The sequence below is a fragment of the Pseudoalteromonas sp. BSi20439 genome (assembly GCF_000241165.1).
GTDB lineage: Bacteria > Pseudomonadota > Gammaproteobacteria > Enterobacterales > Alteromonadaceae > Pseudoalteromonas.
Window position 1 is genome coordinate 66,346 of record NZ_BADW01000099.1, and the last position, 19,097, is coordinate 85,442.

Annotated in this window: 16 protein-coding genes and 1 tRNA gene; 13 read left to right on the forward strand and 4 right to left on the reverse strand. The window is 40.0% G+C overall.

All coding sequences use genetic code 11. The features are described from left to right. Nucleotides 1–3: 3 nt before the first annotated feature. From secD to P20439_RS09245, 3 genes are all read left to right on the forward strand, one after another. Entirely contained in the window at nt 4–1,863 is a 1,860-nt protein-coding gene (gene secD, locus P20439_RS09235; RefSeq protein WP_008466352.1) for a protein translocase subunit SecD, read from the forward strand. Between the two features lie 9 nt (nt 1,864–1,872). Continuing rightward, entirely contained in the window at nt 1,873–2,820 is a 948-nt protein-coding gene (gene secF / locus P20439_RS09240) for a protein translocase subunit SecF (protein ID WP_008466355.1), read from the forward strand. Nucleotides 2,821–2,952: 132 nt separating this feature from the next. Next, a complete protein-coding gene (locus P20439_RS09245) occupies nt 2,953–4,740 on the forward strand; it encodes a bifunctional diguanylate cyclase/phosphodiesterase (RefSeq protein WP_036933425.1) in 1,788 nt (595 codons plus the stop codon). A 49-nt stretch (nt 4,741–4,789) separates the two neighbouring features. Here P20439_RS09245 and suhB read toward each other — a convergent pair whose 3' ends face one another. Then, entirely contained in the window at nt 4,790–5,593 is an 804-nt protein-coding gene (gene suhB / locus P20439_RS09250) for an inositol-1-monophosphatase (protein ID WP_036933460.1), read from the reverse strand. 236 nt (nt 5,594–5,829) lie between these two features. Here suhB and P20439_RS09255 point away from each other — a divergent pair, with 236 nt between their 5' ends. Continuing rightward, nucleotides 5,830–6,246, forward strand: a complete 417-nt coding sequence (locus tag P20439_RS09255) for a VOC family protein (protein WP_008466360.1) — start codon at nt 5,830–5,832, stop codon at nt 6,244–6,246. A gap of 46 nt (nt 6,247–6,292) precedes the next feature. Here the strand turns inward: P20439_RS09255 and P20439_RS09260 are convergent, their stop codons facing one another. Then, the gene (locus P20439_RS09260; RefSeq protein ID WP_008466362.1) at nt 6,293–6,958 is read right to left on the reverse strand and encodes a LiaF domain-containing protein; all 666 of its coding nucleotides are present in this window, start codon (nt 6,956–6,958) and stop codon (nt 6,293–6,295) included. Between the two features lie 314 nt (nt 6,959–7,272). On the opposite strand from P20439_RS09260, the gene P20439_RS09265 reads away from it, so the two are divergent. From P20439_RS09265 to P20439_RS09280, 4 genes are all read left to right on the forward strand, one after another. Further along, nucleotides 7,273–7,842, forward strand: a complete 570-nt coding sequence (locus P20439_RS09265) for a BON domain-containing protein (protein WP_008466365.1) — start codon at nt 7,273–7,275, stop codon at nt 7,840–7,842. 65 nt (nt 7,843–7,907) lie between these two features. Continuing rightward, complete coding sequence (locus P20439_RS18230; protein WP_008466367.1) at nt 7,908–8,066, forward strand: YqaE/Pmp3 family membrane protein; 159 nt, start codon at nt 7,908–7,910, stop codon at nt 8,064–8,066. 277 nt (nt 8,067–8,343) lie between these two features. Next, nucleotides 8,344–8,420, forward strand: a tRNA-Ile gene (locus tag P20439_RS09275). Between the two features lie 259 nt (nt 8,421–8,679). Continuing rightward, a complete protein-coding gene (locus tag P20439_RS09280) occupies nt 8,680–10,557 on the forward strand; it encodes a methyl-accepting chemotaxis protein (protein ID WP_008466368.1) in 1,878 nt (625 codons plus the stop codon). Nucleotides 10,558–10,641: 84 nt separating this feature from the next. Here P20439_RS09280 and P20439_RS09285 read toward each other — a convergent pair whose 3' ends face one another. Together P20439_RS09285 and P20439_RS09290 are read right to left on the reverse strand one after the other, a co-directional pair. Beyond that, complete coding sequence (locus tag P20439_RS09285; protein ID WP_008114843.1) at nt 10,642–10,971, reverse strand: 5-carboxymethyl-2-hydroxymuconate Delta-isomerase; 330 nt, start codon at nt 10,969–10,971, stop codon at nt 10,642–10,644. A 115-nt stretch (nt 10,972–11,086) separates the two neighbouring features. Further along, entirely contained in the window at nt 11,087–13,204 is a 2,118-nt protein-coding gene (locus P20439_RS09290; RefSeq protein ID WP_008466370.1) for a winged helix-turn-helix domain-containing protein, read from the reverse strand. A gap of 322 nt (nt 13,205–13,526) precedes the next feature. Here P20439_RS09290 and P20439_RS09295 point away from each other — a divergent pair, with 322 nt between their 5' ends. The 5 genes from P20439_RS09295 (at nt 13,527) to P20439_RS09315 (ending at nt 19,075) form a co-directional block, all read left to right on the forward strand. Further along, complete coding sequence (locus P20439_RS09295) at nt 13,527–16,547, forward strand: TonB-dependent receptor domain-containing protein (protein ID WP_008466372.1); 3,021 nt, start codon at nt 13,527–13,529, stop codon at nt 16,545–16,547. Nucleotides 16,548–16,683: 136 nt separating this feature from the next. After that, nucleotides 16,684–17,154, forward strand: a complete 471-nt coding sequence (locus P20439_RS09300; RefSeq protein ID WP_008466374.1) for a CreA family protein — start codon at nt 16,684–16,686, stop codon at nt 17,152–17,154. A 3-nt stretch (nt 17,155–17,157) separates the two neighbouring features. Further along, nucleotides 17,158–17,940: a hypothetical protein gene (locus P20439_RS09305; RefSeq protein ID WP_008466375.1), complete on the forward strand. Its 783-nt coding sequence runs from the start codon at nt 17,158–17,160 to the stop codon at nt 17,938–17,940. Nucleotides 17,941–17,942: 2 nt separating this feature from the next. Continuing rightward, a complete protein-coding gene (locus tag P20439_RS09310) occupies nt 17,943–18,569 on the forward strand; it encodes a LysE family translocator (RefSeq protein ID WP_008114848.1) in 627 nt (208 codons plus the stop codon). A gap of 11 nt (nt 18,570–18,580) precedes the next feature. Next, nucleotides 18,581–19,075, forward strand: a complete 495-nt coding sequence (locus tag P20439_RS09315) for a gamma-glutamylcyclotransferase family protein (protein WP_008114849.1) — start codon at nt 18,581–18,583, stop codon at nt 19,073–19,075. Nucleotides 19,076–19,097: the final 22 nt, after the last annotated feature.

The following is a 19,097-nucleotide window of genomic DNA, read 5'->3' on the forward strand; positions in this document are numbered from 1 at the left end:
CCCGTGTTAAACAAGTTTCCAATTTGGAAGTATTTACTTGTTTTAGCTGTGTTAGCCATTGGCCTTTTATATGCTTCACCAAACCTGTATGGCCGCGATCCGGCCATACAGGTTTCTGGCGCTAAAGGCACCGATGTTGACCTCAGTGTTGTAGACAAAGTAAACGCAATCCTCAAAAAAGATAACGTTAGCGCTAAATCGACAAAGCTCGAAGACGGGCAAATTCTTGTTCGCTTTAAAAACGTTGAAGACCAACTTAAAGCGCAAGACTTACTGCGTAACTCGCTTAGTAACGATTATATCTCAGCAATTAATATGGCTCCTGCACAACCGGCTTGGTTAAAGTCGCTGGGCGGTAATCCTATGAAGTTAGGCCTAGATCTAAGTGGTGGTGTGCATTTCACCATGGAAATCGATATGGTCACTGCGGTGGATAATCAGTTAGAGCAAATGGAGCAAGATTTTCGCAGCGACCTGCGCGAAGAAAAACTACGTTATCGTAGTGTGCGCCGTGTAGCTGGCACTGAGCGTATGCGTGTAGAAATGCGTAACGAAGAAGATAAAGACGCTGCAGAGCGCTTTTTAGAAAGTCGTTACCCTCTAAACGTTTACATTGATGATAGCAGTAACGATAACGCATTCTTTGCCACCATGAGTGAGCTAAAGCTAAAAGAAATTCGTGACTACGCTATCAAGCAAAACGAAACGATTATTCGTAATCGTATCAATCAAATTGGGGTTGCAGAGCCAAACGTACAGCGCCAAGGTGCTGAACGTATTATTGTGCAATTACCAGGGATTCAAGATACCGCTCGCGCTAAAGAAATTTTAGGTGCTACGGCAACGCTTGAGTTTCGTGAAGTTGACGAAAATGCTGACATAAGCGCGGCTGCTCAAGGTCGTATCCCTCCGGGTACTGAAATGATCATGAGTCGTGATGGTTACCCTGTAGTACTAAAAAAACGCATTATTCTTGAAGGCAGCCATATTACTGGCGCGCAGTCAGGTGCGGATGAGTACCAGCGCCCACAAGTAAGCATTAAACTCGATAGTAAAGGTGGGGCAAAAATGAATGCCTTTACCAAGCGTGCTATCGGTAAACGCATGGCTACCGTGTTTATTGAATACAAGCCATCAGGTAAAAAAGACAGTGACGGTAAAGCACTTCCGCCAATTAAAGTGGAAGAAGTTATTAACGTAGCAACCATTCAAGCGCGTCTTGACCGTTCATTCCGCATTACCGGTATTGATAACCCAGCTGAAGCACATAACTTAAGTTTACTACTACGTGCGGGTGCACTGGTTGCGCCTATTCAAATTGTAGAAGAACGTACGGTTGGGCCAAGCCTAGGTCAAGAAAACATTGAAGCAGGTATGACCGCTGTAGCTCTTGGCTTTGCGTTTGTACTGGCCTTTATGCTTATTTACTACAAAGGTTTTGGCCTTGTTGCGAATATTGCACTGGCTGCCAACTTAGTACTTATTATTGGTGTTATGTCATTAATTCCTGGTGCAACGCTTACTCTACCGGGTATAGCTGGTATTGTACTGACTGTTGGTATGGCTGTTGATGCGAACGTACTTATATTTGAGCGTATTCGTGAAGAGCTAGCCGATGGCCGCAGCCCTCAACAAGCGGTCCATTTTGGTTACGATAGCGCCTTTAGTACTATTTTTGATGCCAATATCACCACATTAATTGCGGCGATTATCTTGTTTGCTGTTGGTACCGGTCCTGTTGCAGGCTTTGCGGTAACCCTAGCAATTGGTATTTTAACGTCTATGTTTACAGCAATTGTAGGTACCCGTGCGGTGATCAACCTATTTATTGGTGGTAAACGTGTTGATAAACTTTCAATTTAAGGAGCAGACATGCAAATTTTAAGATTGGGCGGAAAAACCCTTCGTTTCATGTCTCTTCGAAAAGTGGCAATGGGCTTTTCTACGTTATTAATCATAGCGTCGCTGGCGTCACTTTTTGTTAAAGGCTTAAATTTCGGTTTAGATTTTACTGGCGGTACAGCAGTTGAGGTAGGTTTTTCGCAACCTGCCGATCTGAAAAAAGTACGTAATGTACTGGCTGAAAACGACTTTGCTGATGCATCGGTACAGCTTTTTGGCTCAAGCCAAGAAATACTGGTCCGTTTAGCCCCTCGCGGTGATGATGTAAAAGCAGAAGTAATTGGTAACCAAGTAATTGCTGCCCTTAAACAAGCTGATGATAGCGTAGTAATGCGCCGCATTGAGTTTGTAGGCCCAAGCGTAGGTGAAGACTTAAAAGAGCAGGGTGGCCTTGCCATGTTAACTGCGCTTATTTGTATCTTAATTTACGTGGCGTTTCGCTTTGAATGGCGTTTTGCTGTGGGCGCAGTTGGCGCGCTTTTACACGATGTAATCATTACGATTGGTTTATTCTCGGTGCTTGGTTTAGAGTTTGACTTAACTATTTTGGCAGCAATACTTGCCGTGATTGGTTACTCACTAAACGATACCATTGTTGTATCAGACCGTATTCGTGAAAACTTCCGCAAAGTGCGTATTGACGACACGATTGAAATTATCGATATCTCGCTTACGCAAACACTTAACCGTACCTTAGTAACCTCAATCACTACTATTTTAGTATTGATTGCGTTATTTGTATGGGGTGGCCAAACCATTCATGGCTTTGCTACTGCACTACTATTTGGTGTGTTTATTGGTACTTATTCTTCAGTTTACGTTGCCAGTTCGGTGGCTATTGCCATGGGCGTAAGTAAAGAAGATTTAATACCAGAAGTAATTGAAAAAGAAGGCGCTGATTTAGATCCAATGCCTTAATTGAGATTAAACTATTCTTAAAACAAAGCCGCTCCTAGTGAGCGGTTTTTTATTGCCTCCTAGATAAGTCACATAATAGTCATACTCAGTTGGTATTTTATTGCTCTTATTAAATTTTTATTTGAGCTAGTAGTGACTGAGCAACGACAAGTCTTAGAATCAATTTTACAACAAGGAGCAATAACAACCTTGTTCCAACCTATTTTCGATATAGCTAAGCAATCTATTATTGGGTATGAAGCGCTTAGCCGTGGCCCTAAAAATGGTCCGTTAGCCATGCCAAATAAGCTATTCGAAGCAGCTCATAAATACCAATTGATTTCAGAGCTTGAGCTTTTATGCCGTTCTCGCGCCATTGAAAATTTTGTAAAACTCAGTCTGCAAGGGAAGTTATTTTTAAATGTCAGCCCAAAAATTCTACTCGATCCGAGCCACCCTAAAGGCGAAACCTTACATTTAATTGAACAGTTTGGTCTTGCTGCCAATCGAGTGGTGATTGAAGTAACTGAACAAGAAAAAGTAGATGATGGTTTTTTACTGTTAAAAACCATCGCTCATTATCGAGAGCTAGGCTTTACGATTGCTATTGACGATCTCGGTGCAGGTTATTCAGGACTAAAGCAATGGTCGCAGTTATGCCCAGATATTGTAAAAATTGATCGTTACTTTATTGATCATTGCGATCAAAGCGAAGTTAAAAAAGAATTTCTAAAATCAATCATGGTGTTAGCACGGGCAACAAATACAGCGGTGATTGCAGAGGGAATTGAACGTTCCGAAGAGCTAGATTTAGTTAAAAGTATAGGCATAAGTCATGTTCAAGGGTTTTTGTTAGAAAGACCGAGTCAACAGCCAAGTTATGACTACAACTGTAAACAGTTACAATCGCTCACTTCGACCCAAGCCGCCTCAAAGTTTGAACAATCAATGGCAATAGGTGTGCTTGCTGTTGCTCAGCCTGCTATTAGCAGTCATACGCGTTGTAAAGAAGCTCATGCACTTTTTGAGCAAGACAAAAGCATAATCAGCTTACCGGTATTAAATAGCAGTCAGCAGCCAATAGGGCTGTTACACAAAGATCAGCTAACAGAAGTGTTTGCCGCGCCTTATGGGCATGCACTTTATGATAAATGTGAAGTCACTGAGTTAATGGATAAACAACCTTTGGTGGTTGATGAAAATCAAATGCTTGATATTGTCTCCCAGCAAATAACAGAGCAAGACTTTGATATTCGTCGCCATATTGTTATCACCTGCAACAATAAGTATTTAGGCTTGGCACCGCTCAGAGACATACTAAAGCACATTACAGCAGAAAAAATCCGCCACGCTCAACATGCTAACCCTTTGACCATGTTACCGGGTAATGTGGCAATTAGTGAGGTAATAGAGCAGCGTCTACAACATAAACAGCCATTTTCACTAGCTTATATCGATTTAAATCACTTTAAACAATTTAACGATTTATATGGCTATGCCAGTGGTGACAGCGTAATAAAACTTCTGGCCGATGTGACTGTAAAAGCGTGTGCGCACAGCGCTAACTTTGTCGGGCATATTGGCGGCGATGACTTTATGGTGGTGTTTGAAAAAAAAGATGCCGTGGAGATTTGTAATACTATTATCACGCAATTTGAATTGCAGTCACGCGTATTTTTTACGCCAGAGCATATTGCTGGAAAAGGGTATTGGGCAACTAATCGAGAGGGCGAAAAGCAGTTTGTACCTTTACTTACATTATCGATAGGTTTAGTTGAGCCGGACCTGCAGCAGTGTAAAAATAGCCATCAAGTAGCGGCATTAGCGACAGATGCTAAAAAAGAAGCAAAACGTTATCGTCACAGCTACTTATTTATATGTAATCGAAGAAGGCCTGCTCCCGCTATTGTACGTTTATCCAATAGTAAAAAAAGTGGCTAACAAAAAGCAAAAAAGGAGCCTAGGCTCCTTTTTTAGTACGTAATTACGATTAACGTAATAGCGACTCAGATAATACTGGGCGCATTTCGCGAACAATTGCCTGTGTTAGCTTAGGTGCACCACAGATTACGTTACCGCTCACGTTGTAGTTATTACCGCCAGCAAAATCAACAATCATGCCGCCAGCTTCTTTAACTAATAGCTCGCCTGCTGCTGTATCCCAAGGTTTTAAACCAATTTCAAAGAAGCCATCAACACGGCCCGCTGCAACATACGCCATATCTAGCGAAGCAGAGCCTGCACGACGAATATCAGCCGTGTGAACAAATAACGCTTTAAACGCTTCAGAGTATGCATCTAAGTGATGTTTTTGTTTGAAAGGAAAGCCTGTAGCAAGAACAGAACCAGCAAGTTCAACAGTTTTAGATACACGTAAACGTTTGCTGTTTAACTGTGCGCCTTGACCGCGAGAAGCAGTGAAAAGCTCGCCACGAATTGGATCGTAAATTACGGCTTGGTCTAAACGACCTTTAACTTTAAGTGCAATAGATACTGCGAAATGAGGGATACCCTTGATGAAGTTAGTTGTGCCATCAAGTGGGTCAACAATCCATTGGTAATCAGCATCCTTACCTTTGTGTTCGCCTAACTCTTCACCAACGATGCAGTGATCAGGGTAAGAACGTAAAATAGTTTCACGAATTACGGCTTCGGCTTCTTTATCAATGTTAGTAACTAAATCGTTGGTGCCTTTTTGTTGCACTTCAACTTTTGATAAATCTTCACTTGCACGAAGAATAAGTTTGCCTGCGTTACGCGCAGCGCGAACCGCAATGTTTAACATTGGATGCATGGTATTACCTTTGGGTTGTAAAAGAACGTTTATATATTTAAGCCGGCGTATTTTAGCGGTTTTTGCCATAAAGTAAACCATAAAGCCTAAATACTTGTGAGTGTTTTTTGTACAGGTATGATCTTTCGATATATTTATCGAAATAAAAACAAGCAATAAATTTGTAAATTAGCGCTTTACCTAAAGTGAACTTGAGGTTTTATGATGTTCTATATTCAATTAACAGGAAGAAAATTATGAAATTAGAACACGTAAATTTAGTTGTCAGTGATATAAACGCCATGCTTAAGTTTTACCAAGCAGCATTTCCCTATTGGTCAATTAGAAGTGAGGGAGAAGGAACTTGGTATGGTAAAGCAAGGCGCTGGGTACATTTTGGTGATAACGATCAATATATTGCTATAAGCGATCACGGTGAAGGGAAAAATCGTGACTTATCAGGGCATCAAATTGGTTTGGCACACTTTGCTTATATAACCAATAATTTAAATGCAGTAATAGCGCGCTTAAAGGATGCAGGCTTTGCAATAAGTAAGCAAGGCGCTGTAAATCCATTTAGAAAGAACATTTATTATATTGATCCCGCAGGGTTTGAGATTGAGTTTGTAGAGTACATGAGTGATGTACCAAGTGAGCGAAATAACGACTTATAATATGAATGAAGCCAACAATTTTGGCTTCATCAAATGTTTAGCATATTTAATAATGTTTACCATTCATGCCAAGTTGAGTTTTCAGATCATTTGCAAAGCTAATAAATTTTTCTTTAATAGTGCGCTTAACTTTAACTTCCACAGAGCCTAAAACAGTTTTTCCTTCAATTTGAATCGTTGGCCCTTGGCGTTTATTGAGTGAAACAGTTTTATTTTCAAAACTGCCTAAAATACAAAACATTTTAGAAACTACATTAACGTGCTCAGGTACATATATTTCTTCGCTGCCAAAGTAACAATTAACGTGAATAGTGACATGTTGGTGGGTAAAAATAGCATCCGTAAAATCAAGATTGATTGACCCCATGTAGTTTTCTATATAAATGTTTTGAGGCACTACCCATTGGCCGCTTCGTTCACTTGAACCAAGAATGCTTCTTAATGTAAGTGGCTCTTCATCAGTCTCATGCTGCGCACTATAATTAGGTGCAAACTGCGAGTGCTTTTGTGCCTTATATTGCTGGTCAGTATTTAAGGTTAAATCTTCAACAAGGGCCATAAGCGCGCTATTGTCACTCGCTGCCATTGCATCGTCTAAGCGCCTCTCAAATGCTTCTACAGAAATGACACCATGGCTGTAATTATAAATGAGTTGATCAATTACTTGCTCACGAACTTGCTCGATAGGGCGGTCTTCAATTTTAACAGACATTTAAATTATCCTTTTAAGGTTGCTGGCTAGTTCAAAGCAAGCCTTATACCAAATATTAATTCATTTAAAATCATTGCTTTATGTTTTTTTGTTTTTTCATCCTTTATTATATTAACGACAGATTAACCAAATATACAATTATTTAGTAAGTTTCGCTATTCGAGAAAGTTTTACGCAATGGTCTGTAAATGTTTACTTTGTAGGTTTAAGTCAGTATCGGTAGTTTTAATTTAAGTTATTGAAATTTAAGTGTAAAAATAGTTGGCCCGATGTTCGCATTAGTTCAAGTGTCTTTAATCAAAAGGAGAACGATTATGAAAACATTTAATAAGTCTATGATTGCAGCCCTAGTATTAGGAACAACCGCAATGGGCGCTCAAGCAAGCAGCTGGGAAAACGAAAGCAAAGATGCTTGGATTGATGGAAAGGCAGAAACAGTACTGCTGATGAACACCAATCTAAACAACTTTGATATCAACACGGACGTAAAAAACGGCAAGGTAATGCTGACAGGTAAAGTAAACAGCGATGTAGATAAAGAACTTGCTGAAGAACTCGTGCTAAGCCTAGATGGTGTAACTGATGTTGAAAACAGTCTAACTGTGGTAAAAAACACCGACATGAAGAAGCATGATTCTAAAATGATGGGTAACGATACCGAAAGTGATTTAACCGATGCCAAAATCACAACAGTCATCACAACGCGATACTTATTTGATTCTGAAGTAGGTGGTACAGACATTGATGTTGATACCGATAATGGTGTAGTAACTCTTAAAGGTTCAGTTGAGTCTGATGCTGAAAAGCAATTAGCGATGGAAATTGCTAAGAACGCTGAAGATGTTCGCAAAGTAGTTGATGAATTAACTGTTATTGCAGAATAATACACTATACTAAAAGCCCAGCCTTGCTGGGCTTTTTGCTTTGCTAACGTTAGAAGGGTTAAATTATGGATATTATCAGGATTATTTTTTCTATTTTATTACCACCACTGGGTGTATTTTTACAGGTGGGGCTAGGGATGCACTTTTGGTTAAATATTCTGCTAACCTTGCTCGGCTATTTCCCAGGATTAATTCATGCGATTTATATTATCGCCAAAAAATAACACCATATCGCAGTAATACATTTAATACTGAGTTGCTAATTGCCATCGTAAGGTATGTGTATTAGTTACTCAGACTACTATTATTTAATGAGTTCGTTTCTTCGAAGTCATCATCAATAAATCTAAAAGCCTACTATTTGAGCAGTTAGCCCCTTGATTGTTAAAATAAAGCTTTTTGCTAGTGACAAGCCCCTAAAAACTTTTTATACTGCAACCCGCTTTAGTCGCTCTGTGGCTAAACGCTTCAAAAATTAACTGCTTACAGTTATACAAAGTTGGCCCCTTAGCTCAGTTGGTTAGAGCACACGACTCATAATCGTTAGGTCCCCAGTTCGAGTCTGGGAGGGGCCACCACTTTTACAAGCTTTCCAAGTAAATAGAAACTCATCTTCCTCGTTTATAAAATTCGTTTTTATTATTTCTATCGTATTTTTACCAGTGCACTGATTTTTGTATTAATTCTATTGAATACATTGCAATAAACACAGTTGGATCTACTATTAAAGTGTTATGGGGTTTTATTATAAAAATCTTTACTTTATGCCCTTTAATGTCGCTACTGTTAATTGTGTGCGGTATATAAAATACTGCTTAGTTACCCCTTAGGTGCTCTATGTTATTAAAACGAAAAGTATACCTCAGCCTTATTCTGGCTGTTGTTGCTCCTTTAGCAATATCTACTCTAATCTTTTCCAATAGTATTCGCTCAAATACAGAAGAAAAACTAGCAAAAGTAGATTTACCGACTGCGCTTAGTGAAGTTAAAAGCCAAATAGAGCTGGAACTTTCTACACCTATTGTTGTAGGCAAAGAAATAGCGCAAAACTTATTTGTGCAGCAATGGATGAATAATAATGAAGATGCGCAAAGTCGAGGTAAATTTATTGATTACCTCAAACATATAAAAAATAAAAACCAAGCCAGTAACGCATATATTATTTCTAAAAACTCCCGTAACTATTACACCGATGAGGGTATTTCCAGGCAAATAGATAGTAGTGATACTTGGTTTGATGCTTTTTTAGCATCGGATAGACCATTTGAAGTAGCGCTCGACATAGATAAAGGCAGCTCTGAGGTGATGGTATTTATTAATTATGCCATTGAGCTTGATGGGCAACGACAAGGAATTGCCGGAATTGGCCGTTCGCTCGATTCTATGGTGGATCTCATAAGTGAATATAGGATAGGTGAGGGCGGCATTGTTTATTTGGTCTCTGGTAGTGGCGAGATTATGCTGCATGGTAATAAAACTAAAATAGGGAAATCTGTTGACTTGACGCCGATTAAAAATGGGGCAATTCAAAGTAAAGTAATTGATGGTGATGACTATGTTGTATCAAGTACGCCTGTAAACTCATTAGGTTGGCATCTAGTTGCTGAAATTCCCCAAGAGCAATTATATGGCCCAATTAATAGTGCTATTAATACTAATATCATTTTTGGTGTAATTATTGCTCTTGTCGGTTTAGCGTCAGCACGCGTGTTGGTAGGGCAAATATTTAGACCCATTGAAAACATTACTTCAGCAGTGAATGCGTTAACAGAAAAAGATGGCGATTTAACAGCGCGACTTCCTACTGACGATAATAATGAAATTTCAGACTTGGCGATTAAGTTTAATCTGTTTTTAGAGCAGTTACATTATATGTTTAAACAGGTTTCTGAGTCGGCAATTCATGTTAAAGGTATTTCCCAAGATGTACTTGAGCAAGTACAAGGAGCAGCTAATTTAGCTGAGGTACAGTCATCGAGTACACAAACGGTGGCGGCAGCGGTTAATGAGATGGAAGTTACGGTTCAGGATATTTCTGGCAGTGCCAGCAATGCGGCAGATATTGCGACTAAAACCGAAGAAACGACGCATAAAGGCGTTGGTTTTGTGCAAAGCACAATTAAACAAATGGAACAGTTAGAAGCATCGATGGCCAATTCTGTGGCTTCGGTGTTAGAGCTCTCGACAGAGATTAAATCAATTTCTCATGTATTGGATGTCATTAAAGGGATTTCTGAGCAAACTAACTTATTGGCGTTAAATGCGGCAATTGAAGCGGCGAGAGCTGGAGAGCAAGGGCGTGGTTTTGCAGTAGTTGCTGATGAAGTGAGAACGCTTGCACAGCGTACTGCGGAGTCTACAGAGCAAATTAATGAGATGATTGCTTCGTTAAATGCTAAAGCTTCAAGCACGGTAACTGCGATTGAATTGGGCAGCAAAAACACTTTAGAAAATGCCGAACGATTAAAAGAAACAGGCCATACATTAAATGGTATTTCACAGGAAATTGTACTGTTAAGCGAGTTAAATAACTCAGTGGCTACAGCAACGCGAGAGCAAACGTTAGCAACCTCAGAAATTAGCCAAAATATTGTAATGATCTCCGACTCGGCAGAGCAAACCAAAGAAAATATGAAAAAGTCAGAGCAGCTTTGTAATGGTTTAAATAAAGAGTCGAATATTTTAAGGGATTTACTAGGTAAGTTTACGCTTTAACCGCGGTTTTATAAAAATTAGCAGAGCGGGGATACCATCATAGTTATAGAGCACTTGCCTATAACTATGATGTTTTAATAGCCGTTAATTTTTACGATAAATCTCGTGATTCATTTCGTAAATATTAACGCTTAAGCTATCAGAGGCTCTGCAATATGTTTGTAGGCACGCTAGTAACTGCTCACTTAGCTTTTGCTTTTGCTCAATAGAGCGCCCAGCCATAATATGTACAGCAATATGAATAAACCCTTCTTTACCCACACCTAATTGGTAATGTTGATACGCAATCGCACGAGTTTTTATTGTTTCTAAATCAAATAAGCCACTTTCAAATGTTGTTGTGTGGATTTTTTCCACTAGAACCTGAGGTAATAAAGGCAGATCTTCTGAGTGTTCAATAATAATGTGTGGCATTTAGCGTATCCTCTTTAGATTGGTTTGTTTAATTATACCAAACGGGTTTGTACACGCTAACCCTATAGAGCTTAATTTTTAAAAATTTGGCTTAGCATAGTTCAGGCTGTTGCTTTTAGGGCAAATATTTTTGGTTGATACGTTTTATGTCAATTTGTGGTGACTTATACGAAGAGTATACCAGCCAGTTGGTATTTGAAATATAGGTTAAGCCAGAGGTACGACTAAATGCGCGTTCGGGAAGGCGTATAACGTCATGATGGCTTTTGGTTGAGAAGTCGTAATAACTCAAACGGTAATCACCTTGTTTTACATTAAAATAGTAAATACGCGATGTCGCTAAGGTGTCGCCTTCAAAAAAGTACCACGAATTATGATTAGATAAATTAATTTCGCTAACCAGTGGTTGCTCAGTTTGGCTATCAGGATCTTTGATCCATAATTGATTAGTTGCTTGGTTGGCAAAAACTAAAGCGCCTTGCTTGTTTTCATAAGCATATAATGTTGATGAATCTATGGCTTGTTCGAGTTTATTACCATTTAAATCGAAGCGATACACGTGCTGATCATCAGAGACTAATACGCTTTTACTGTCTGCAGCCCAACTAGGTTTACCATGATCGCTAAAGCCCGTAGGTAATAATTCACTGGTTTGTTTATTAAAGTCATACAGGTATAACGCATGACCACTAGGGTGCGAGGCAACAAAAGCAATATAATCACCATCAGGCGACCATACTGGGTGGTAAATATTGGCATTGAGATTAGTGAGCTGCTTTCGAGACGTACCGTCTTTATTTGCGGTCCACAATTCCATTGAGCCCGACTCATTAGAGACAAACGCGAGTTTGTTTCTGGCTTTATTGTAATTAGGAAAGCGGGTACTAAAATGGCTCGATAACACTGGGAAAGGAGAGCTTGCAACCGCATTATTAACCTCTAAACGCATTAAAGCCGAGTCTATATTCCACTGATGAAAATACAAACTGCCATCACTGGCAAATTCTGGATAGCTTAAGCCATCTATGCGGGCATTGATCATTTGTTGTGTTTTAAGGTTGTAAAAGTACCCTTGGCGTTTACCTTTTTTCACACCAGAAAAAACGAGTTGCGTCTTAGAGGGGTGCCAATCAACGCCTCTCATATCAATAAACCCAGTAGTTAACTGCTTTGCATTGCCTGTTTTTATATCGATTAAAAATAATTCTTCAAACCCCGTTGGTAAGTTACGAGATACTACAAGTTGAGTTGCATCTGGGGAGAACACAACCGACTCATCGCTATATTGGCATGCTGAAATACAAGGTATTTGAGTAATTGTGTATGGCGATGAGGTTAAATCAACAAGGTTAAGTTGAGTCAGATTATTTTCATCATCTTCACTAATATAAACCAGTTTAGTGCCCGGGGCATTTATGTCTATATCGGTACTCGCTTTGCTGCCGCATTGTCCTAAAATAGTGGTATTTCCCGAGGCAATATTTTGCTGAATAACCTCACAACCTTGACCCGATATGCGGCGATAATAATAAACAAAGGTTAAGTCGGGGCTAAATACCGCTCGCCCTTCAATGAATGGGGTGTCGGTAAGAGCTATTGCAGCTTGTTCGGGTAAATGTAAATCACGTAAGTATAAATTTGCTTTATGACCAGGGCGGCGCCAAGAATATGCTAAAAAATGACTGTCGCTGGATATAGCGGGGAACAGCTCTCGTCCTGGGCTGGTGGTAATGGTTTCAACATGATCGTATAACCGCTCTGCTTGTCGCGATAGCGCAAGTGGCTTATTTTCATCGCTAAAAGCGTTGTAACCCCAGACTCCAGCGAATAACAAGACCATGATAGCCATGGCTACAGCAAAAATATATTTAGGACGAGTAGAGGATGTATTAATACTGTTCTGCGCGTTTGGCATTATTGGCTTTTGCACTAAGCGATAACCTGTTTTACGCAGTGTTTCTATGTAGGTGTTGTCGGGGTCAAGCTCTTTAAAGCTTTTACGAAGGTGCCATATGGCATTAGTGAGTGCTTTTTCACCCACATATTGATTACCATCCCATACGTTTTCGATTAGTTGTTCCCGACTCACCGCATTTGGATAACACGCTACTAAGTAGGTCAGCAGCTCTATAAATTTAGGTTGTAAAATACAGGCTTTATCAGCACAAAACAGCTTATTTTCAAACGCCGATATTTGGCAACTTCCAATTGAAAAAGGCTGTTGAGTATTCATAGTATGTGTATTTAAACCTCTTCCTAGTATGAGTTATTAGCGATGTTTGTACGTGTTGTTTAATGCAAAGTAACACGATAATTAGTTAATATTCAATTTTACAACATTCTAACACAATAAATGTAAGTCCATGATTATAAATAAATAGATGTTAAATAGATGTAAAATAGGGATATAAACGAGACACCTCTCATTGTGCTTTTATTCACGATTACTTACAACCTGTTATTAGTAAAACAAACCAATTAGTACAAAACAGATTTAATAACTAAAAAGTTAATAAAAAAGCTACTAATGGGATAATAAAAAATGAGGGAAGTCTGTGAGTAAAATATCAACCAAAAAATGCGCTTTAGCTTTGGCTATAACAGCGAGTCTATCTGGGCATGTAATAGCAAATGACGAGGCAATTGATCGTCAATCAACTGCTAAGGCAAGCGAAGAAGTGGTACAAGAAGTACCAGAGAAAATAACAGTAACAGGCTCGCGTTTAAAGCGTGATAGTTTTTCGGTCACAACTCCGCTGGTTACCATGGACAGAGCATCAATTCAGGATACAGGCTTAGGCAATCTTTCAGATGTATTAATCGATAATATGCCTGCACTGAGCCAAAGTATTGGCAACACAACCAGCCAATCAAGCATTTCGGGTACTGGTTTATCAACAGTCCAGCTTCGTGACTTAGGCGCTAATAGAACGTTGACATTGATTGATGGCCGCCGTGTTGTCTCTAATAGTTACGGCGGTAATTATGTCAGTTTAAATACCATTCCTAGTGGTATGGTAGAACGCGTTGAAATTATTAGTGGTGGTGCGTCGGCCACTTATGGTGCCGATGCGGTAGCCGGTGTTGTTAATATTATTACCCAGTCAAAAAAAGAAGGTTTTGAATTTCAAGCCCGTGGCGGTGAAACAACAGATGGTGGCGGTCGCGAATTTACGCTTGATTTAAACTACGGAACGTCATTTGCTGATGATCGCGGTTATGTATTTGTCAGCTCAAACTGGGACCGTGATTTTGGTATGACCTTTTACGATCGCGACCGTGCACAAATAGAAGCGGCGCATAGTTACGATGATGAGCTTATGTGTAATCAAATGTACACCGCCGATGGCTATCAGTGTATGAGCGGTATTACACAAGCTGATTGGGCAAGCAAAAGCGATGGTACCTTAGGTGGTGTATTTTTAGAGAATAATAATAACGACACTCAGTTTTGGTACGACGGTCAAACGCTACGTGATGATTGGAAAGGCAATGAAGAAATTTATGGTATTAATTCACAGCAGTACGTTATGCTTGATGTGCCGAGTGATAACTTTTCGACTGCAATAAAAGTCGATTATGATGTAACAGACGACATCATGAGTTATTTCCAAATTCAATACAGTAAGAGTGGCTCGTTCAACGATAAGTCACCAGAAGATGAATACGAAGGGGCTTACGTACCTCGCTACGACCCAGTGACAGGGGATCCTATCGATGATATTGCGCCAGGTTATATTCCTATTGATAACCCATATGTGCCACAAGAAATTATTGACAGTAACCCATACAAAGACCGTATTTATTGGGATCGTCGTTTTGGTGAAGTAGGTAATATCAGCACCGATAACGACCGTACGACTATTCGTACCTGGGCTGGCCTGCAAGGTATGATGTTTGATGATACATGGGATTGGGATATTTCTGCCGGATATGGTCAATTTAAACAGCATCAAATCCGCAGTAACGAGTTAAACACGGTACGTGTTAACCAAGCCCTGCAAGCTGAAAAGCTAGCCGATGGCACTATTCAATGTAAAGACGCCGAAGCGCGAGCGCAAGGATGTGTCCCGCTTAATTTATTTGGTGAAGGGTCTATTACCCCTGAAATGGCTGACTGGATCCGTACAAATCCAATTATTGATACTGAGATTCAACAGTACACGGTAATGGGTTATATCACCGGTGACTTATATGAATTGCCAGCAGGTAATGTGTCTGCAGTATTTGGTGCAGAGTATCGTAAAGACTCGCAAAGCTTAGATACCAGCGATGATATGAAAGCGGGCGGTATTACGTTTAACGTTGTGCCTTCTTTTTATGGTGAAGTAGAAGTATATGAGGCGTTTGCAGAGCTTGCAGTGCCACTACTTAAAGATGTGCCATTTGCTAAAAGCTTATCGGCAGAAACATCGTTGCGTTTAGCAAATTACAGTATTGATAATATCAGCACCGTAGCCAGTTATAAGTTAGGATTATTGTGGCAGCCAATTGACGGGTACATGCTACGTGCTAACTATGCGCGTGCACAGCGTGCCCCAACTATTACAGAGCTATTGTCACCCCCTCGTGGCGATTTTGATTCATTTGATGATATTTGTGATGGCTTAACGGCAACATCAACAAACCCAGGGCACGATAACTGCCGTTTAGAGCCAACCTTGGCACAAAAGCTGGCTGATGATCCTGACTTTGAATTTGAAAGTGAAGACAATAACTATTCACCAAATACGGGTAATCCAAACTTAAAAGAAGAAACAGCCGATACCTATACCTTTGGTATTACTGTTTCACCTGAGTTTTTAGATGGCTTTAACTTAGCGGTTGATTATTACGACATTGCCATTGTTGATGCAATTGATGAAATAAGTAACGAAAACATCATGCGTGAATGTTATGACTCAGAGGCTGCGTGGGGTAGTGATAACGAATATTGTAACGATATTACCCGTAACGACGAAGGTAACATTGTAAAAATACTACAGCGTGAATATAACTTAGATGAGTTAACAGCGCGCGGTTACGATGTAGTTGCAACTTACAAATATGACATAGGTAGCTATGGTAACCTGTCATTTAAGCTTGATTACAATCATATTATTGAAAACTCGCAAACCTATGAAGGGTTAGATGGTTCTAGTGTGACTTCTCAGTATGCAGGTTATGGCCGTTCAAAAGATAAAGCCGCTATGTCGATTGTATGGAAAATGGATGACTTACGTATCCGCTGGCGTACAAATTACGTAGGTGCTTTTAAAGCAAGCCAAGAAGATGAAAAAGATTACCTTGAGTATGTTGCTGCAAATGATGAACGCTGTGCTGCGGGCGATGCCGGTTGTATTGCTAACCCCGAGCCACTGGCATATCAAAACTATGGCTCATTTTTAAAGCATAGTTTATCAGCGTCTTACACTATGGCACTGACTGATAAGAGTGACTTGCGTGTATTTGGCGGGATTAATAATGTATTTGACGACAAAGGGGCATTTTATCCAAGTGGCCGAGGCAACTTTTATAGTGGCTACAGCGGCGGTGCCGGTCGTTATGTTTATCTAGGTGCACAATATAGCTTTTAATTATTTTTAGCTGTATTTGTTTGCAAAGGCACTCCTTCGGGTGTGCCTTTTTTATTGCTTATAAAATTTGTTTTATCGCAGTGAAAGCGTTTAGTATAAGGCATAACTTAATTTTATTATGAACGAAGGACTTGCTATGAAGTATCTCAAAATGGGTAGTCTAATTGCGTGTTTAGCAGGGCTTACAGGGTGTTCTGATGATGTTGCTTCAGTGAGTTTAGGGCTGTTTACCACTAAAGATGTGGTGGTTAACTCACAGCAAGACCCGCTTGTTACAGGGGTTACTTGTCATATTAGTCACATTGAGGCTAATTTAGATTTTTCAGATCCTTCAGATATGTCGATTGCTTGTCGTCAAACAGGGCCAATTACCGCAGACCAATTACAGTCTATTGACCGTAGTAAGTCGGGTGAAGTCGTGTTTAAATCATCTAAGAGTATTTTGTTTAAGTCGTTAAAAGTTCGTCGCATTTATGATGCTAAAACCCATACGTTGTTGTATTTATCGTACTCAACGAAAGAATCTACGGGTAGTCATCATCACGCGCTTTCTACGGTGCCTTTATACAATACACAAGCATGGCAATGGGCCCAGGGGCAAGAGTAGTTTATGTTAACCCTATTTAAATCAAAGCCCTTATTGGCAGAACAAGAACAACAGTGGCTAGTTGATACCTTTATTTGGGCTGCAGAAAACTTTGACCTGAATTTTTTTACTAAGCATAGCCAAATTATTTTACCAACGGTCGAGTTTTTTCCTGATTCTGTTTCAAGCATTGAAGAAATGGCCAGTAAAGTGTTTGCGCGTGTTAAACACTATGCTGGTATGGATGAGTGGCCTATAACACTTGTTGCACCGCAACAATTACAACCTCAGGTGTTTCCACATTTTGAATTTAGTGAGCATCTACGTGGTGAGCACTGCCATTTAATGGTGCCACCAAGCCATACAATTAATGTGTCGTTTAACCCCAACCAAATTAATCAGCCACAAGATTTAGTAGCTAGCTTTGCAGGTACTCTTGCTACCATTTTAATTCATCATGTAGGCGTATTACCTCCAGGTGGTAAAGAGTTCTTACCTCAAGCAACGGATGCTTTAGCGTGCTTTTTAGGTTTTGGGGTGATGATGAGCAATACCGTATACCAGTTTAAGGGGGGTTGTGGCTCATGTTACAACCCATATGCCAATCGCGAAGCCACGCTCAGTGAAACCCATACTGTATTTATGCATGCTTTAGTAAGCTATTTTAAGCAAGATAAACACTCTAAAAAACATTTAAAACCGCATTTAAGAGGTCAGTTTAAAAAAGCGCAAAAAGAAATAAAAACGCTGGTTAACCAATCGGCTAACCCATTATTATTGGCTTTTGCGCCAGAGCAAGCCAGTTAACCATGGCCTATATTGATGAGTTTTTATTAATTGCCATTGCTCACTTTTTTGCAGTGGCCAGCCCCGGGCCCGATTTTGCAGTGGTACTTAAGCAAAGCGTACAATATGGAAGGCATAATGCGCTATGGACCAGTGCAGGTGTAGGCGCAGCTATTTTATTACACATAGCTTATTGCGTGTTGGGAGTCGCGCTGGTTTTAACTCAATCGCCTTCGTTGTTTATGGCACTTAAATATATAGCCGGTGCTTATTTAGCGTATTTAGGTGTGCAGGCGCTGCGCGCTGCCAAACCTTCAAATACCGCCAATAATGAGCAGATAAAACCCAGTCTTGCCGCTGAGTCATCATGGCATGCGTTTCGCCGTGGTTTTTTTACCAACGCATTAAACCCTAAGGCTACACTATTTTTTATGTCGCTGTTTACCTTAGTGATTAGTCCAACCACACCGGTAATAGTGCAAGTGGGGTATGGTGTTTATATGGCGCTTGCTACTTGGGCTTGGTTTTCTATTTTGTCGCTATTGTTATCAAAAGCACGGGTGCGTAACTTTTTTCAACAAAGTGGTTATTGGTTCGATCGCGGCATTGGCATTATTTTAATCGCACTGGCTGTGCGAGTTGTTATATAAAAAGGAATAGTATGGCGTTATATAATTTTTCGTTTGGCTCCAATATGTCATCTAATCGTTTATTGGCACGTTTACCTAATGCAAAACGTATGGGTACGGCGCTTTTAAAAGGTTATAAGTTAACCTTTAATATGGCCTTTGCTGATGGTTCAGGTAAATGCACTATTGTACCCACCAATGAACCCGATGCTCTGGTATATGGGGTGGTGTATCAGCTTAATGAGGCCGAAAAAGAGATCTTAGATAAAATTGAAGGCCCTAATTACGACTGTGTTGATTTAACCGTGAGCCTTTTAGATGACGATGACATTAATGTGCACTGTTACATAGCAAACACACATGACGACACACTGCTACCTTATGACTGGTACGTGCAGCATGTATACCGTGGTGCGCTTGAGGCCGGTGTGCCAGAGCATTATAGTCAACGCATTTTAGCTTACCCGAGTAAGCAAGATACTAATAAAGCGCGCGCCGAAATAGAATTTGCGGTTCATCGAGACTAAACAAAAATAATAACCTAAGGTA

Bases quoted from the DNA above. Each gene is read 5' to 3' on its own strand.
- P20439_RS09280 (WP_008466368.1), top strand. From the start codon at position 8,680: ATGTTATTAAAACGAAAAGTATACCTCAGCCTTATTCTGGCTGTTGTT.
- P20439_RS09290 (WP_008466370.1), bottom strand. From the start codon at position 13,204: ATGAATACTCAACAGCCTTTTTCAATTGGAAGTTGCCAAATATCGGCG.
- P20439_RS09285 (WP_008114843.1), bottom strand. From the start codon at position 10,971: ATGCCACACATTATTATTGAACACTCAGAAGATCTGCCTTTATTACCT.
- P20439_RS09305 (WP_008466375.1), top strand. From the start codon at position 17,158: ATGTTAACCCTATTTAAATCAAAGCCCTTATTGGCAGAACAAGAACAA.
- P20439_RS09300 (WP_008466374.1), top strand. From the start codon at position 16,684: ATGAAGTATCTCAAAATGGGTAGTCTAATTGCGTGTTTAGCAGGGCTT.
- P20439_RS09260 (WP_008466362.1), bottom strand. From the start codon at position 6,958: ATGTCTGTTAAAATTGAAGACCGCCCTATCGAGCAAGTTCGTGAGCAA.
- P20439_RS09265 (WP_008466365.1), top strand. From the start codon at position 7,273: ATGAAAACATTTAATAAGTCTATGATTGCAGCCCTAGTATTAGGAACA.
- P20439_RS09255 (WP_008466360.1), top strand. From the start codon at position 5,830: ATGAAATTAGAACACGTAAATTTAGTTGTCAGTGATATAAACGCCATG.
- P20439_RS09315 (WP_008114849.1), top strand. From the start codon at position 18,581: ATGGCGTTATATAATTTTTCGTTTGGCTCCAATATGTCATCTAATCGT.
- P20439_RS18230 (WP_008466367.1), top strand. From the start codon at position 7,908: ATGGATATTATCAGGATTATTTTTTCTATTTTATTACCACCACTGGGT.
- secF (WP_008466355.1), top strand. From the start codon at position 1,873: ATGCAAATTTTAAGATTGGGCGGAAAAACCCTTCGTTTCATGTCTCTT.
- P20439_RS09310 (WP_008114848.1), top strand. From the start codon at position 17,943: ATGGCCTATATTGATGAGTTTTTATTAATTGCCATTGCTCACTTTTTT.
- suhB (WP_036933460.1), bottom strand. From the start codon at position 5,593: ATGCATCCAATGTTAAACATTGCGGTTCGCGCTGCGCGTAACGCAGGC.